Source organism: Candidatus Pantoea rara (assembly GCF_051136265.1).
Classification (GTDB): domain Bacteria; phylum Pseudomonadota; class Gammaproteobacteria; order Enterobacterales; family Enterobacteriaceae; genus Pantoea; species Pantoea rara.
This window is the reverse complement of record NZ_CP194942.1, coordinates 2,719,811-2,736,537: the sequence shown is the minus strand read 5'-3', so window position 1 is coordinate 2,736,537 and position 16,727 is coordinate 2,719,811. Positions and strand designations below refer to the sequence as shown.

At 56.2% G+C, this 16,727-nt stretch carries 13 protein-coding genes; 11 read left to right on the top strand and 2 right to left on the bottom strand.

The genetic code is table 11. The features are described 5' to 3' along the window. The first annotated feature begins 85 nt into the window (after positions 1-85). The 5 genes from ACR8BF_RS13000 (at position 86) to ACR8BF_RS12980 (ending at position 7,366) form a co-directional block, all read left to right on the top strand. On the top strand, positions 86-1,231 hold the full coding sequence (locus ACR8BF_RS13000; RefSeq protein WP_179896309.1) for an HlyD family secretion protein: 1,146 nt from the start codon (positions 86-88) through the stop codon (positions 1,229-1,231). Next, a complete protein-coding gene (locus tag ACR8BF_RS12995; RefSeq protein WP_179896307.1) occupies positions 1,228-2,796 on the top strand; it encodes a DHA2 family efflux MFS transporter permease subunit in 1,569 nt (522 codons plus the stop codon). Before ACR8BF_RS13000 ends, ACR8BF_RS12995 begins: the two co-directional genes overlap by 4 nt. A 1-nt stretch (position 2,797) precedes the next feature. Then, positions 2,798-4,327 (top strand): efflux transporter outer membrane subunit, encoded by a 1,530-nt coding sequence (locus ACR8BF_RS12990; RefSeq protein ID WP_179896305.1) that lies wholly within the window; start codon positions 2,798-2,800, stop codon positions 4,325-4,327. 866 nt (positions 4,328-5,193) lie between these two features. Continuing rightward, positions 5,194-5,595 carry an H-NS family histone-like protein gene (locus ACR8BF_RS12985; protein WP_003850507.1) on the top strand — a complete coding sequence of 134 codons (402 nt, stop codon included), beginning with the start codon at positions 5,194-5,196 and terminating at the stop codon, positions 5,593-5,595. Positions 5,596-5,773: 178 nt separating this feature from the next. Next, positions 5,774-7,366 carry an ABC-F family ATPase gene (locus ACR8BF_RS12980; RefSeq protein WP_033782451.1) on the top strand — a complete coding sequence of 531 codons (1,593 nt, stop codon included), beginning with the start codon at positions 5,774-5,776 and terminating at the stop codon, positions 7,364-7,366. A 228-nt stretch (positions 7,367-7,594) separates the two neighbouring features. On the opposite strand, the gene moeB is transcribed toward ACR8BF_RS12980, so the two are convergent. Both moeB and moeA read right to left on the bottom strand, forming a co-directional pair. Continuing rightward, positions 7,595-8,353 carry a molybdopterin-synthase adenylyltransferase MoeB gene (gene moeB, locus ACR8BF_RS12975; RefSeq protein ID WP_179896303.1) on the bottom strand — a complete coding sequence of 253 codons (759 nt, stop codon included), beginning with the start codon at positions 8,351-8,353 and terminating at the stop codon, positions 7,595-7,597. Further along, positions 8,354-9,589, bottom strand: a complete 1,236-nt coding sequence (moeA, locus tag ACR8BF_RS12970) for a molybdopterin molybdotransferase MoeA (protein ID WP_179896301.1) — start codon at positions 9,587-9,589, stop codon at positions 8,354-8,356. Between the two features lie 256 nt (positions 9,590-9,845). Here moeA and ACR8BF_RS12965 point away from each other — a divergent pair, with 256 nt between their 5' ends. From ACR8BF_RS12965 to ACR8BF_RS12940, 6 genes are read left to right on the top strand one after another with little or no spacing between them, the layout of a single operon-like run. Next, complete coding sequence (locus ACR8BF_RS12965) at positions 9,846-10,805, top strand: isoaspartyl peptidase/L-asparaginase family protein (RefSeq protein WP_179896299.1); 960 nt, start codon at positions 9,846-9,848, stop codon at positions 10,803-10,805. A 9-nt stretch (positions 10,806-10,814) separates the two neighbouring features. Beyond that, the gene (locus ACR8BF_RS12960) at positions 10,815-12,671 is read left to right on the top strand and encodes a dipeptide ABC transporter ATP-binding protein (protein ID WP_179896297.1); all 1,857 of its coding nucleotides are present in this window, start codon (positions 10,815-10,817) and stop codon (positions 12,669-12,671) included. A 54-nt stretch (positions 12,672-12,725) separates the two neighbouring features. Continuing rightward, positions 12,726-14,261 (top strand): glutathione ABC transporter substrate-binding protein GsiB, encoded by a 1,536-nt coding sequence (gene gsiB / locus ACR8BF_RS12955; protein ID WP_179896295.1) that lies wholly within the window; start codon positions 12,726-12,728, stop codon positions 14,259-14,261. Between the two features lie 46 nt (positions 14,262-14,307). Beyond that, positions 14,308-15,237 (top strand): glutathione ABC transporter permease GsiC, encoded by a 930-nt coding sequence (gene gsiC / locus ACR8BF_RS12950; RefSeq protein WP_179896293.1) that lies wholly within the window; start codon positions 14,308-14,310, stop codon positions 15,235-15,237. Continuing rightward, entirely contained in the window at positions 15,234-16,139 is a 906-nt protein-coding gene (gene gsiD, locus ACR8BF_RS12945) for a glutathione ABC transporter permease GsiD (protein ID WP_179896292.1), read from the top strand. The genes gsiC and gsiD overlap by 4 nt, the downstream gene beginning before the upstream one ends. Continuing rightward, positions 16,136-16,585, top strand: coding sequence for a DUF4385 domain-containing protein (locus ACR8BF_RS12940; RefSeq protein ID WP_179896290.1), 450 nt, complete (start codon positions 16,136-16,138; stop codon positions 16,583-16,585). The genes gsiD and ACR8BF_RS12940 overlap by 4 nt, the downstream gene beginning before the upstream one ends. Positions 16,586-16,727: the final 142 nt, after the last annotated feature.

The following is a 16,727-nucleotide window of genomic DNA, read 5'->3' as shown; positions in this document are numbered from 1 at the left end:
TTGCGCTGGATTTTGTCAGTTTCCGAGATAAGGTTAACAGGACCTTTATGCCCGGGAATTAGGGCTTTAGCCAGTGATGGGAACTATGAGCGAGAATAACCAACACGATCCACACCAGCAGGACGCAGATAATGTGACGGATAAAAGCCGTCAGTCAGAGGAAAATCAGGACAACGACCAGCAACCTGAGCGTAAACGCCCCGGTAAAAAGCCGCTGATTATTCTGGCGGTGGTGGTGGTGATTATGCTGATTGTCGGTCTCTGGTTCTGGTTATCTACCCGCAATATCGAAACCACCGACGACGCCTTTACTGAAGGCGATGCCGTTACTATTGCGCCTAAAGCCTCCGGCTATGTCGTGAAGTTGCTGGTGAACGATAACCAGCGGGTGAAGAAGGGCGATCTGCTGGTAGAGATCGATCCCAGCGACAACCGTGCCCAGCGTGAACAGGCTAATGCGCAGCTCGGTTTAGCCGTTGCACAATTGCATCAGGCGCAGGCCCAGCTGGCGCTGTCAAAAGTACAGTATCCGGCTCAGCGCGATCAGGCTCTGGCCGATCAGGCTAAAGCAGAAGCGAATATGCTGAATGCGCAGGCGGATTACCGTCGCCAGCGTGGCGTCGATCCACGTGCGACCAGCCAGCGTAATATCGACAGCGCGTCCGCGCAGCTACGTTCGGCGCAGGCGCAGTTACAGAGTGCGAAAGCCCAGGTTGAAGTCGCCTCACAGGTTGCCCTGCAGATTCGTCAGCAGGAGACGAATGTGGAAGCGCGTCAGCAACAGGTTGAGCAGGCGAAGGCGCAGTTAAGCACGGCCGATCTTAATCTCTCCTATACCCAGGTTCGCGCGCCTTATGACGGGTTCATTACCAAGCGTAACGTTCAGCTGGGCACACTGGTGCAGGCCGGTTCCTCTCTGTTCTCGCTGGTTTCGCCTGAAATCTGGGTTACTGCGAACTTCAAAGAGTCTCAGCTGCAACGCATGAATCCGGGCGATAAAGTTGAAATCAGCGTCGATGCCTGGCCGGACATGAAGCTGGAAGGACACGTCGACAGTATTCAGATGGGCTCCGGCTCACGCTTCTCGACCTTCCCGTCAGAAAACGCCACCGGTAACTATGTGAAAATCGTTCAGCGCGTGCCGGTGAAAATCGTCATCGACAAGGGCCTGGATCCAAACCATCCACTGCCGCTGGGTCTCTCGGTTGAACCGAAGGTAACGGTGGAATGAGTACGGCGCAGAGCTGGAAACCGGCCAGTAATCCGTGGTTAGTCGCAATCACGGTGACGCTGGCGGTGTTTATGGAGATCCTCGACACCACTATCGTTAACGTGGCGCTGCCGCACATCGCCGGTTCGCTCTCCTCCAGTTACGATGAGTCAACGTGGGTGCTGACCTCCTATCTGGTGGCGAACGGCATTGTGTTGCCTATCTCTGCGTTCTTCAGCCGTCTGTTTGGCCGTAAACAGTTTTTCCTGATCTGCATCGTGATGTTCACCATCTGTTCCTTCCTGTGCGGCATCGCAACGGAACTATGGCAGATCATTTTGTTCCGCGTGCTGCAGGGCTTTTTTGGCGGCGGATTGCAGCCGGTTCAGCAGTCCGTGCTGCTGGACTACTTCAAGCCGGAAGATCGCGGCAAGGCCTTTGGTCTCTCCTCCATCGCTATTATTGTCGCGCCGGTCATTGGCCCGACATTAGGGGGCTGGATCACCGACAACTACAGCTGGCGTTGGGTGTTTTTTATCAACATTCCGGTGGGCATCCTGACCGTGATGGCGATCTATCAGCTGCTGGAAGATCCACCGTGGGAGCGTAAATGGGCCAAAGGTAAGCTGAAGATCGATTATATCGGTATCAGCCTGATTACCTTAGGACTGGGTTGTCTGCAGGTGATGCTGGATCGTGGAGAAGATGAGGACTGGTTCGCTTCGCACTTTATCGTGCTGTTCGCCATTCTGGCGCTGATCGGCATCGTCGGGGCCATTTACTGGCTGATGTATGCCCGTAAACCGGTGGTCGATATTCTGGTGATGAAAGACCGCAACTTCTGGGTGGCCGGGCTGCTGATGGCGGGCATGGCGATGATTCTGTATGGCAGTTCTGTGGTGCTGCCACAGCTGGCGCAGCAGGATCTGGGTTATACCGCCACCTGGTCAGGGCTGGTGTTATCGCCCGGCGCGGTGTTGATTGTACTGACGATTCCGCTGGTGCTGAAACTGATGCCGATTGTGCAGACGCGATACATCATCGCCTTTGGTTTCAGCTGTCTGGCTATAGCATTTTTCTATTCCGCCACCCTGACGCCGAATGTCGATTTCAAAACACTGGTGATGATGCGTAGCGCGCAGTCAATCGGGCTGGGTTTCCTGTTTGTTCCGTTGACGACGATCGCCTTTGTCACCATCCCGCAGCGACTTAATGCGGACGCCTCGGCGCTGTTTACCATGTTCCGTAACGTGGCCGGATCGATTGGGATTTCGCTCTCTACTGCAGCCATCACCGAGCGCGCCCAGGCGCGGTCGGCGCATATGGTGCATAACATGACGCCGCTGAACGAGCCGTTCAACGTTACGCTTCAGCACTGGGCGCAGGCGATACGCGATTTTACCTCGGCGGTGGGCGATCCCGTCACGCTGGCAACCGGACAGCTTTATCAGGAGATGATTGCGCAGTCGCGTATTCTCGCTTACATCGATGTCTTCTCAGGCCTGAGTATTGTCGCCCTGATTTTGATTCCATTTTGTTGGCTGCTGTCGCCGATTAAGAGCGAAGGCAGTGCAGGAGCACACTAACATGAAGGTTTTTTACTCTCATCGCCTGAAACCCCTGAGTTTGCTGCTGGCCCTTGGGCTGGCAGGCTGTGCCGTCGGGCCTGACTATCAGGCACCGAAACCTGTCGTGCCGGGTGGCTATAACACCCTGGATTCGCAGGAGGCGTCGAAGCCGCAAAACGCCGCGATTAATTCCCGCTGGTGGCGCAGCTTTAACGATCCGCAGCTCGACAGCCTGATTGAGCGGGCGATAGCGGGCAACCTGAGCCTGCAGCAGACCGTGCTTCGCATTGCCGGTGCGCGTGAACAGCTGACGCAGGCGCAGGGCAGTCTGTTCCCCAGCCTGAGCGGTTCGGCCAAAGTGACGCGTCAGCAGCTCGGACTTAAAGGCTTGCTGGAATCCAATGGTGCCACCGATCAGCTCGACAGCAATGTGTCCAGCCAGCTTAACGGGCTGACCCAGCCGGTTAACCTCTATCAGGGCAGCTTTGACGCCAGTTGGGAGCTGGACCTGTGGGGCAAAGTGCGCCGTCAGGTTGAGGCCGCCAATGCCCAGCAGCAGGCCGCGATAGAACAACGCAATGATGCGCTGGTTTCGCTGGAAGCCGAAGTGGCGCGAGCCTGGCTGCAGCTGCGAGGCGCGCAGAGCACCATCCAAACGCTGCAACAGCAAATTGAGATTGCGCAGCAGACGGCCGAGCTGACCCAGAGCCAGCAGCGTAATGGTCTGGCTCCGCTGACTGATGTGGAAAACGCCCGAGCCCAGCTCAGTACGCTGCAGGCGCAACTGCCGCAGTATCAGGCACAGGAACGACAGGCAATGAATGGGTTAGCGGTGCTGCTCGGCAAGACGCCAGGCGCGCTGGATGCTGAACTCAGTACGCCTAAAGCGTTGCCGCCGCTGCCGCAGTTTGTTCAGGTGGGCATTCCTTCCACGCTGGCACGCCGCCGTCCTGATATTCGGCAGGCTGAAGCGACCCTGCATGCACAAACCGCTGAGATTGGCGTTTCTGTGGCCCAGCTTTTCCCGAGTCTGTCTCTGACCGGCCAGCTTGGCGTCCGCAACACCGACGCCAGCTATCTGGATAACTGGAGCAGCCATTTCTACAGTTATGGACCATCGTTATCGATCCCGATCTTCCAGGGCGGTCAGCTGGTGTCGAGCGTGAAGTTAGCACGCGCGCAGCAGGCGAGCGCCGCACTGGATTATCGCCAGACGGTGCTGACAGCGTTGCAGGATGTGGAGAATGCGCTGGTCAGCTATCGCGCCGATCAACAACGCGTCACCGCACTGGATGAGACGACCGGTGCCCTGCAGCGCGCCTTTAATCTTGCCAGCGACAGTTATCGTCAGGGGCTTTCGACCTTCCTGGAGGTGCTGGATGCACAGCGTCAGCTGGCGCAGGCGCAGGAGCAGGCCACTCAGGCGAGGATGCAGAGCGCACTCGATTTAGTGGCGCTCTATAAAGCGCTGGGCGGTGGCTGGGAAACGTATCAGAACGTTGATATGCCAGATTACCCGGTGTTTGGCCCGGCCACGCAGGCGAATTAACCCCTCGGCGGTCGCTGCCTCTGCGCAGCGACCGCCTTATCTCTTTTTTATCCGCGCTAAACAGAAGTTTCAGCCTCTCAATATCGTTCATATTGATCTAACCTGTTGAATAGCCAGGTATCTCAGCATCCTTCTGTTCGGATAAGGCAGCAGAAAATAAACCACAGGTAACGACAGGAATATTAACAGCGCTTCTGGCGAACCAATATGTTTATGTTGCTGGTCCATCCTGGATTTCGGTTTTTGAACTGCGTCACTTTTCCTGATTTATTTCTTTGGCGTTTTTTTTAAACCATCTCATGAGTGAGTAAGTGGAGAGCTGTGCAAGTATTCGGCAGGCTGACCCAGGCAGAGCTGTTATTGCGCAGCGGAGCTGTTCTGCGATTAATCTGACTCTGCGGTTAATCGCAGCGGTAAAATGGATCGATCCGCGACAGGGGGTGTAATTAAAAACACTGCAGAGCGGTAATTCTTTTGCGCTATTTAATGGTGCTGCGGGTGTCTTTTTAAGCTTAATCTGTAAGCTGGTGTGACAGGGATCGCAGTCGGGCCACCTTTTTAATCTGTTATTGCCGGTATCCTGATTGTAAATAATAATGCCAAGCAGCCCACTTTTAGCAAACAGCATTAACTGCCCGCTTGCGGTATAATCTGGCTGAAATCGTTTTCATTTGCTGAGTAAAAGTGCGATTTGTTGTTAATTCAGCGTTAATAGAAGGTCAGGCATTGCTGTTTTTAATAGTGGTATGTGGAGTGAATTAATACTTAAGAATTGTCTGTAGCGTAAAAATAATTTATTTTTTTATTTGAATTAGGTAGTCTTGGCGCTACAGTTTTATTAACCCCCCTTAATCAAGGACATTGTGATGAGTGACGCATTTAAGGTACTGAACAATATTCGCACATTACGTGCCCAGGCTCGTGAACTGCCACTGACCGATCTTGAAGAGATCCTGGAAAAATTAACGGTAGTCGTTACTGAACGCCGCGAAGAAGCAGAAGCGGAAGAGACGCAGAATCGCGAAAAAGAAGAAAAGCTGTCTAAATATCGCGAAATGCTGCTGGCCGACGGCATCGATCCTAATGAATTATTAGGTGCGCTGGAAAGCGGAAAAAAACGCACCAAGCGTGCGCCGCGTCCGGCTAAATATTCTTACACCGACGAAAACGGTGAGCAGAAATCCTGGACTGGCCAGGGCCGCACCCCGGCAGCGATTAAAAAAGCGCTGGATTCCGGTAAAAGCCTGGACAGTTTCCTGATCGATTGATCAGCACAATCCTTGTAAGTGGGAGCCGGGGGGCCGATATGGCCCTCCGGCTTTTTTATTTCTGCCGGGATATCAATCACCCCGCCAGGAATCCACGCCTGACGCTGGCGTGCGCTGCGTCACATCTGGCATAATAGCCGCCGTTTTTTCATCCATTCTCTTCACAAAGGTCAATGCCGTGTTAGTTAGCAGCAATATCACCATGCAGTTTGGCAGTAAGCCACTGTTCGAAAATATCTCCGTTAAATTTGGCGGCGGTAATCGTTACGGTTTAATCGGTGCGAACGGCAGCGGAAAATCCACCTTCATGAAGATTTTGGGTGGCGATCTGGTGCCTTCAGGCGGCAACGTCTCTTACGATCCTAATGAGCGCATTGGTAAGCTGCGTCAGGATCAGTTCGCCTTTGAACAATTCAGCGTGCTGGACACTGTGATCATGGGTCACCATGAATTATGGGAAGTAAAGCAGGAGCGCGACCGTATTTATTCTTTGCCAGAGATGAGCGAAGAAGAGGGGTATAAAGTCGGCGATCTTGAGGCGCTCTATGGTGAGATGGACGGCTATAGCGCCGAGTCCCGTGCCGGTGAGTTATTACTCGGCGTCGGCATTCCCGTTGAGCAGCATTATGGTCCGATGAGCGAAATTGCACCGGGCTTTAAATTGCGGGTGTTGCTGGCGCAGGCGCTGTTTTCAAATCCCGATATTTTGTTACTCGACGAACCGACGAACAACCTGGACATCGATACTATTCGCTGGCTGGAGCAGGTGCTGAACGAGCGTGACAGCACCATGATTATCATTTCGCATGACCGTCACTTCCTTAATATGGTCTGCACCCACATGGCCGATTTGGATTATGGCGAGCTGCGGGTTTATTCCGGTAATTATGACGAATATATGACCGCTGCAACCCAGGCACGTGAACGTCTGTTATCTGATAACGCCAAGAAGAAAGCGCAGATTGCTGACTTACAATCATTCGTCAGTCGTTTTAGCGCCAACGCCTCTAAATCGCGTCAGGCGACATCACGCGCTAAGCAGATGGATAAAATTAAACTGGATGAAGTGAAAGCGTCCAGCCGTCAGAACCCATTTATCCGCTTTGAGCAGGACAAGAAGTTGTTCCGTAATGCGCTGGAAGTGGAAGGTTTAACCAAAGGGTTTGATAACGGTCCGCTGTTTAAGAATTTAAATCTGCTGCTGGAAGTGGGTGAGAAGCTGGCGGTGATTGGTGCCAATGGTATTGGTAAGTCGACGCTGTTGAAATCACTGGTGGGTCAGCTTACGCCAGATAATGGCACCGTTAAATGGTCAGAGAATGCACGTATTGGTTATTACGCTCAGGATCACGCGGATGATTTTGCCAATGACCTGACCGTATTTGACTGGATGAGTCAGTGGAAACAGCCTGGCGATGATGAGCAGACCATTCGCGGTATTCTGGGTCGTCTGCTGTTTTCTCAGGATGATATTAAGAAGCCGGCGAAAGTGCTTTCGGGTGGTGAGAAGGGCCGTATGTTGTTCGGTAAGCTGATGATGGAAAAACCGAACATCCTGATTATGGATGAGCCGACCAACCATCTTGATATGGAGTCGATTGAATCACTCAATATGGCGCTGGAGATGTATGAAGGCACGCTGGTGTTTGTTTCACACGACCGTGAATTTGTCAGCTCGCTGGCAACCCGCGTCATTGAGTTGAAAGCAGACAAGGTGGTGGACTTCACCGGTAATTACGAAGATTACCTGCGGAGTCAGGGTATCGTCTGATAAAAACGGGGTGGCGCAGGCCACCCCGTTTTTTTTGTGCCGATGACTGGCTTATTATTTTTGAGGCGGGTGGTTCGGCTTGTTCTGTTGTTCAGCATAAGCTCAGGGAGCATACGCCTTTCACAAAAACGTAAACCCCGCCATCTCTGTCCCGTGATGCTTTGCTACAGGCGTATGCTTACTTCACTTTGAGTTTTGAGCTGTTTGCAAAATGATTCCCGCAGAGGGTTAAGCTCCACGACCACACACTTCACAATGCGCGTCCTGCGCGACTTTCATGCTGCGGAACTCCGCGCTCATCGCATCGTACATCAGCAACCGGCTGGTGGCGGGTGTGCCAAAGGCAGTCAGTACTTTAATCGCTTCCATCGCCTGCATCGCACCAATGACGCCGACCAGTGGGGCCATGACGCCAGCTTCCACGCAACTCAGCGTCTGTGCGCCAAACAGGCGGCTGATACAGCGATAGCAGGGTGTGCCAGATTGCCAGGTGAATACGCTGATCTGGCCTTCCATCCGAATTGCGGCGCCTGAGACCAGCGGCACGCGCTGCTGCCGACAGAGGCGGTTGAGCTGCTCACGCACCGAAACGTTGTCGGTGCAGTCCAGCACGACCTGCTGCCGGGCAATCAGCGCCAGCAGCGCTGTATCGTCCAGCTGTCCGTTGATCGGATGCAACTGGCAGCGCGGATTGATGGCGGCCAGGCTTTGTGCGGCGGAGTCCACTTTGGCGCGGCCAATATCCGCGTCATGGTGAAGAATCTGCCGTTGCAGGTTAGAGTGCGACACGGTATCGAAATCGAGCAGCGTCATGTTACCGACGCCGGCAGACGCCAGGTAGGGCGCAGCCGCGCAGCCGAGTCCGCCCAGTCCCACGACCAGCGCATGGCTCGCTTTGAGCCGCTCCTGACCGTCGAAATCAAAGCCGCGCAGGACAATCTGCCGGTTGTAGCGCAGCATCTCCTCATCGCTTAATTCAGGCAGCATTTATGCCTCCAGCAGGGTGTTGAACGGTTCTACCTCAACCCATTCGCCCGGCTCAACGTTACCGCGATCCCGCTCCAGTACAATGAAGCAGTTTGCCTGGGCAAAAGAGCTGAAGACGTGTGAACCCTGCATTCCGGTCGTCTCTACCTCAAGATCACCCTGGGCGTTCTGACGCAGGATGCCGCGCTGGAAGTCGAGACGCCCCGGCGATTTTTTCAGTCGCGAGGCGCAGCGCACTTTCTGACGGGGTGGCAAGGCGGATTTTTGCTGGCCAGTGAGGGTGGCAAGCAGAGGCTGAACAAGCTGATAGAAGGTGACGACGGCGGAGACCGGATTACCTGGCAGACCACAGAACCAGCTACTGTTGAGGCGGCCAAAAGCAAACGGCTTGCCGGGCTTCATCGCCAGCTTCCAGAAGCTGATGACGCCAAGCTCTTCCAGCATATTTTTGGTGAAGTCCGCTTCGCCCACCGAGACGCCGCCGGTGCTGATCACCACATCGGCCTGCCGATCGGCTTCCTCAAAGGCAGCGCGAAGAGCAGCAGGATCATCTTTGATGATGCCAAGGTCGATGACCTCACAGCCGAGCTTATGAAGCATCAGCGACACGGCAAAACGGTTGGTGTCGTAAATCTGGCCCTCTGCCAGCGGCTCACCGACCGGCTGGAGTTCATCACCGGTGGAGAAGATAGCGACCCGCAGTTTTCGCAGCACGCTGACCTGCGCGATACCCAGCGAAGCCAGCAGTGGCAGCTCGGCGGCACCCAGACGCGTTCCCGCTTCCAGCACCACATGACCCGGCTGAATATCGTCGCCGGTCAGGCGAATGTTTTGTCCGGGACGCACGGGCGCGGTAATCACAATTGCCTCGCCCTGAGACTCGGTCTGCTCCTGCATCACCACCGCTTCACAACCTGTGGGCACCGGCGCACCGGTCATGATGCGGATCACGCTGCCCTGCGGCCACTCACCGCTGAACGGCGCGCCCGCAAAGGCTTTGCCCGCCACGGGTAACGGCTGGCCGCTGCTGACATCGGCCAGCCTGACGGCGTAGCCATCCATCGCGGAGTTATCAAAGGGCGGCACCGCAATCGGCGAGGTCACTGCTTTTGCCGTGATGCGACCGACTGCATCGGCCAGCGGCACGCTCAGTGAATCGGTCACGGGCGTCAGCTGTGACAGCATTTTTTGTTGCGCCTCCTCAAGGGAGATCAAACCTGCAGTAAAACTTTCCATAAATAGTCCAGCCTGGTTAACTCAGATGCTGCCTATTATGGGTCGGATTAGCTGCTGAGTCACATCGGTGTCGGCATAGCGCGCCAGTTGCTATGGCAAAAAGGAAATAGAGTGGTAAGAAAAGGTTATAACCACAGGAACAGTTTCCGCTTTACAACACTTAGCAGGCTTTCTATAGTCAAAAATCACCCAAAATGGGTGAAAACCATTTTAAATCAGTGTTTTTCGTCCTGATGCAACCACAGGGTAGAGCGTTATGGTCAATGCAGTGATCGCCATTCACGGCGGCGCAGGTGCGATTTCGCGCGCAGCAATGAGCGCCGAAAAGGAACAATGCTATCGCCAGGCGCTACACGATATTCTCACTCAGGGTCAGCAGATACTGGCTCAGGGTGGCAGTGCACTGGATGCGGTGACCGAGGCCGTGCGACTGCTGGAGGAGTGTCCGCTGTTCAACGCCGGTAAAGGTGCAGTGTTCACCCATCAGGGCACCCATGAACTCGATGCCTGCATTATGGATGGCCGTACGCTGGATGTGGGTGCGGTCGCGGGCGTGACGCAGGTTCGCAATCCGGTGCTGGCGGCACGTGCCGTGCTGGAAAAGAGCGAACATGTGCTGTTTATCGGCGAGGGCGCAGAGCAGTTTGCCGTAGCGAACGGACTGGAAACGGTCGCGCCTGATTACTTCTCAACGCCGGAACGCTGGGAGCAGTTGCAGCGCGCGCTCAACAGCGATACAGCGGTTCTGGACCATGATGGCGCTGCGCATAGCGACGATCCACTGGACCCGGACCGTAAGTTCGGCACGGTAGGCGCTGTCGCGCTGGATCTGGCGGGCAACCTGGCTGCTGCCACCTCAACGGGCGGTATGACCAACAAGCAGGCCGGGCGTGTCGGCGACTCGCCGCTGCCGGGTGCGGGCTGCTACGCCAGTAACGACAGCGTGGCAGTCTCCTGCACCGGCACCGGGGAAGTCTTTATGCGCACGCTGGCGGCCTACGATGTGGCTGCGCAGATGCGCTACGCCGGACGTTCGCTGCAGCAGGCTACAGTTAACGTCATTCATGACAGCGTGCTGGAACTGGGCGGCAGCGGCGGGCTGATTGCGGTCGATCGCGCGGGCAACGTGGCGCTGCCGTTTAACAGCGAAGGTATGTACCGGGGCGTCGCGCGCGTCGGTGAGGCGGCGGAAGTCGCTATCTATCGCGAAAGTTAAGGAGCAGAGATGAGCGACAGGCAAACGTTACCACCTCTTGCCCCTGAGCAGGTACTGGCGGTGCGCGATCTCAATGTGCGTTTTCAGCACGAAGACACCGTCACCGACGCCGTGCGTCATTTGTCACTCGATCTGTTTCGCGGCGAAACGCTGGCGCTGGTGGGCGAGTCAGGTTCCGGGAAATCGGTCACCTCACTGGCACTGATGCGGCTGATTGAGCAGACGGGCGGAATCGTCAGCGGCGAGGTGCAGTTGCGCCGTCGCAATGGCGACGTGCTGGATCTGATGCGCGCTTCAAAAGGTCAGATGCGCCGGGTGCGCGGTGCGGATATGGCGATGATTTTTCAGGAGCCGATGACCTCGCTGAATCCGGTCTTCTCCGTCGGCGAGCAGATTGCCGAATCCATTCGTCTGCACCAGGGCCTGGGCCACGCCGGTGCGCTGGCCGAGGCACGCCGGATGCTGGACCTGGTGCGGATTCCCGATGCGCACAATGTCTTGTCCCGCTTTCCGCACCAGTTGTCGGGCGGGATGCGTCAGCGCGTGATGATCGCGATGGCGCTCTGCTGCAAACCGGCGTTACTGATTGCCGATGAGCCGACCACCGCGCTCGACGTCACTATTCAGGCACAGATTCTGCAGCTCATCCGCGTGCTGCAAAAAGAGATGCAGATGGGGGTGATTTTTATCACTCACGATATGGGCGTGGTCGCCGAAATGGCCGATCGGGTTCAGGTGATGTATCGCGGCGAAGTGGTGGAAAATGCCCCGGTCGCCGAACTGTTCAGCGCACCTCAGCAGCCCTATACCCAGGCGCTGCTGGCGGCGGTGCCAAAACTCGGCGCGATGCAGGGCCAGCCTTTACCCGCCAAATTTCCCTTGCTGCACAGTGATGCCGTTGATGATGTGCCGCAGGATACGGTACGCCGCCTGCAGCCGCCGATTCTTCAGGTGCGCGATCTGGTCACCCGCTTTGATATTCGCGGTGGTCTGCTGAATCGGGTTAAAAGCCGGGTTCATGCCGTCGAAAAAGTCAGTTTTGATCTCTATGCCGGTGAGACGCTGGCGCTGGTGGGCGAGTCTGGCTGTGGTAAATCGACCACCGGCCGCTCGCTGCTGAAGCTGGTGGCCAGTCAGGGCGGCACATTGACATTTGACGGCCAGCGAATAGACCACCTTTCGGGTGCCGCACTGGCCCATCTGCGCCGCGACATTCAGTTTATCTTCCAGGATCCCTATGCCTCGCTCGATCCCCGGCTGACGGTCGGCTTCTCTATTATGGAGCCGCTGCTGGTCCACAAGGCAATGCCGCGTCGCGAGGCAGAGCAGCGGGTTGCCTGGTTGCTGGATAAAGTGGGGCTGCTGCCGGAGCATGCTCAGCGTTATCCGCATGAGTTTTCTGGCGGGCAGCGTCAGCGTATCTGCATTGCCCGCGCGCTGGCGCTGAACCCTAAAGTGGTGATTGCCGATGAGTCCGTCTCGGCGCTGGATGTGTCGGTTCAGGCGCAGATTATCAATCTGATGCTCGACCTGCAGCGCGAGTTTGGCATCGCCTTTCTGTTTATTTCTCACGATATGGCGGTGGTGGAGCGTATCAGCCACCGCGTGGCAGTGATGTATCTCGGTCAGATTGTCGAGATGGGGCCGCGTCAGGCGGTGTTTGAACAGCCTCAACATCCCTATACCCGAAAACTCATGGCAGCAGTGCCGGTCGCCGATCCGGCTCACCGGCGTCGCGAACGCGCCTTACTGGTCGATGAGATCCCCAGCCCGATTCATGCGTTAGGGGATGAACCTGAAGTGGCGCCGCTGATGGAGGTGGCCCCGGGCCATTTCGTCGCCCGCCACGTGATCAGTGCGACCTGAACAGTGACAATGTCGCCCCGGCGACCACCCCGACAGGGATTACAGGAGAACAAGATGCAGATGACGATGCGTAAAGGGTTACTGGCAGCTGGCGTGTTAAGCAGCGCAATAACATTGCCCGCGTGGGCAGCACAGGATGCGGTGATTGCTGTCGCGTCCAACTTCACCACGCTCGATCCTTATGATGCCAATGACACGCTGTCTCAGGCGGTCGCAAAATCCTTCTATCAGGGCCTGTTTGGCTTCGATAAGGACATGAAACTCACCAACGTGCTGGCGGAGAGCTACCAGGCCAGCGCCGACGGCCTGACGTATACCATCAAGCTGCGTCCCGGGGTTAAATTTCAGGATGGCACAGACTTCAATGCGGAAGCGGTCAAGGTCAACCTCGATCGCGCCAGCAACCCGGATAACCATCTCAAGCGCTACAACCTGTTTAAACGCATCGCCAGCACCGAAGTGGTGGATCCAGCCACCGTGAAAGTGACGCTGAAAGAGCCGTTCTCGGCCTTTATCAACAATCTGGCCCATCCGGCGGCGGCGATGATTTCACCCACCGCGCTGAAAAAATATGGCAAAGAGATCGGTTTCCATCCGGTGGGAACGGGCCCGTTTGTGTTTGAAACCTGGAACCAGACTGATTTTGTGAAGGTGAAGAAGTGGGACGGCTACTGGAAGCCGGGTTATCCGAAGCTGGACAGCATCACCTGGCGCCCGGTGGTGGACAACAACACCCGAGCGGCGATGCTGCAGACCGGCGAAGCGAACTTTGCGTTCCCGGTGCCTTATGAGCAGGTAAAGTTGCTGGAAAAAAACAGCAAGCTGGACGTGGTGACCTCGCCTTCCATTATGCAGCGTTACATCAGCCTCAACGTCACGCAGAAGCCGTTCGACAACCCGAAGGTACGTGAGGCACTGGAATATGCCATCAACCGTCAGGCGCTGGCGAAAGTGGCCTTCTCCGGTTACGCCACGCCCGCTACCGGCATTGTGCCTTCCGCGGTCGACTTTGCGCAGACCTATCCGGCCATCAGCTACGATCCAGCCAAAGCCCGGGCGCTGCTGAAAGAGGCGGGTTACCCGAACGGATTTGAAACCACGCTCTGGTCGTCACATAACCACAGCACCGCGCAGAAAGTGTTGCAGTTCACTCAGCAGCAGCTGGCGCAGGTTGGCGTGAAGGTCAAAGTCACGGCAATGGATGCGGGCCAGCGTGCTGCAGAAGTAGAAGGCAAAGGCCAGAAGGAAAGCGGCGTACGGATGTTCTACACCGGCTGGTCCGCCTCAACGGGTGAAGCAGACTGGGCGCTGACGCCACTGTTTGCTACCGCAGCCTGGCCACCGGCGATCTTCAATACAGCGTTTTACAGCAACCCTAAGGTCGATAAAGATCTGGCCGATGCGCTGAAAACCACTGACCGTGCAGAGAAAGCGCGTCTCTATAAAGATGCACAGGACACCATCTGGCAGGACCATCCGTGGATCCCGCTGGTGGTTGAGCAGCTGGTTTCTGCCCATAGCAAAAACCTCAGCGGTTTTTATGTGATGCCCGATACCTCATTCAATTTTGATGAGGCCACTCTGAAGTAACGGAGCCGGCCAGCCCGCGTGGCTGGCCGCAGCTGCAGGATGTTGCATGTTTAACTATTTTCTCAAAAGACTCTTTGGGCTGATCCCGACGCTGCTGATAGTGGCGGTGCTGGTGTTCCTGTTTGTTCATATGCTGCCGGGCGATCCCGCACGCCTGATTGCCGGGCCGGAAGCCGATGCCTCCGTGGTGGCGCTGGTGCGTCAGGAACTGGGGCTGGATCAGCCGCTGCCGCAACAGTTCTGGCACTTTATGCTGAATGCGCTGCAGGGCGATTTTGGTCAGTCGATGGTCTCAAAGCGGCCGGTCGCGGATGAGATCGCCTCGCGCTTTATGCCGACCCTGTGGCTGACGCTGGTCAGCATGATCTGGGCGGTGATTTTTGGCATGACCATTGGCATTGTTTCGGCTGTCTGGCGCAACCGCTGGCCTGACAGGCTGGGGATGACGCTGGCGGTGTCGGGCATTTCGTTTCCCGCCTTTGCGCTGGGCATGCTGCTGATGCAGGTCTTCTCGGTAGAGCTGGGCTGGCTGCCAACCGTCGGTGCCGACAGCTGGAAACATTATATTCTGCCCTCGATCACGTTAGGTGCAGCAGTGGCGGCGGTAATGGCGCGCTTTACCCGGGCCTCGTTCGTGGAGGTGATGCAGGAAGATTACATGCGCACCGCCCGGGCCAAAGGCGTGCGCGAGTCGCTGGTGGTGGTGAAACATGGCCTGCGCAACGCGATGATCCCGGTGGTCACGATGATGGGGCTGCAGTTTGGCTTTCTGCTGGGGGGATCGATCGTCGTCGAGGTGGTGTTTAACTGGCCGGGACTGGGCCGTCTGCTGGTCGACTCGGTGGCGATGCGCGACTATCCGGTTATTCAGGCAGAAGTACTGCTGTTTTCACTGGAGTTTATTCTGATCAATCTGTTTGTCGACATGCTCTATGCGGTGATCAATCCCGCTATTCGCTTTAAGGAGTCGCGATGAAAAACTGGCGACGTGAGGCGGCACTGAAAACGATGCCGTTGATTACGGAGAATCGGGTTCGTACGCCTTGGCGAGAGTTCTGGCGGCGTTTCCGGCATCAGCCGGTGGCGTTGATGGCCGGGGCTTTTGTGCTGCTGCTGATTGTGCTGGCGGTGATTGCTCCGTGGATTGCGCCGTTCGACGCAGAGAACTACTTCGATTATGACCGGCTCAACGAAGGCCCCTCGCTGCTGCACTTCTTTGGCGTCGATTCGCTGGGGCGCGACATCTTCAGCCGGGTGCTGGTCGGCACGCGTATATCCCTGATTGCCGGTTTCTTCTCGGTGGTGATCGGCGCACTGATTGGTACTTTCTTTGGTCTGTTAGCGGGTTATTACGAAGGCTGGTGGGATCGCATCACGATGCGCATCTGTGACGTGCTGTTTGCCTTCCCTGGCATTCTGCTGGCGATTGCGGTCGTGGCGATCATGGGCAGCGGCATGAGCAACGTGATAGTGGCGGTGGCGATCTTCAGTATTCCGGCTTTTGCCCGCCTGGTGCGCGGTAATACGCTGGTGCTGAAGCATCAGACTTTTATAGAGTCGGCACGCAGTATCGGAGCCTCTGACTGGACGATCCTGATGCGGCATATCCTGCCGGGCACGGTCTCGCCGATTGTGGTCTATTTCACCATGCGGGTCGGTACCTCCATCATCACCGCCGCCAGCCTGTCGTTTCTGGGGCTGGGCGCACAGCCGCCTACACCGGAGTGGGGCGCGATGCTGAATGAGGCGCGGGCCGACATGGTGATTGCGCCTCACGTGGCCATTTTCCCCAGTCTGGCCATTTTTCTCACTGTTCTGGCATTTAATTTGCTCGGGGACGGGCTACGTGACGCGCTTGATCCTAAACTAAAGAGATGAAACCTTTCGATTATGATCAGGACTTCAGCACTATCAACTTCCGCCAGCATCCCGAGCTTTATCAGGTCGGGCGAGGCGAGCAGGGTGTGCTGATGGTCGAGCCGTATAAGAGCGAAATTCTGCCGCACTGGCGTTTTCGTACCGTTCCCATTGCCGAAGAGTCTGCTGAGAAAATCATGGCGCTGTTTGAGGATTACCGGCGTCAGGACGATTTTGTCGGCATGGATATGGCGCGCAAGTTTATCCAGATGGGATATACCCGCGCGCGCCGTTACAGCAACCACAAAGGTGGCCGCAAGTATGATGCTGACGGCAAAGAGTTTCCGCGCGGCGTCAACGAGGAAAAGGCCGCGGCGGCGGCCATCTTCAAGGGCTACTGGGACAAGCTGCGTGAAGATGAGGACTATCTGCGACGCAAAAAGGCGCATCAGCAGCAGTATGGTTAAAGATTAAATCCTTTTCGCCCGGCAGCAGATCAGTCTGCTGCCGTTAATACATCAATCAGCCTCTCCCGCCACACCACCCCTTCCATTCACAGACTGCAAAATCCGCATCGCTGATGGCCAGGCGGCGTAAAGTAGTGAAAAA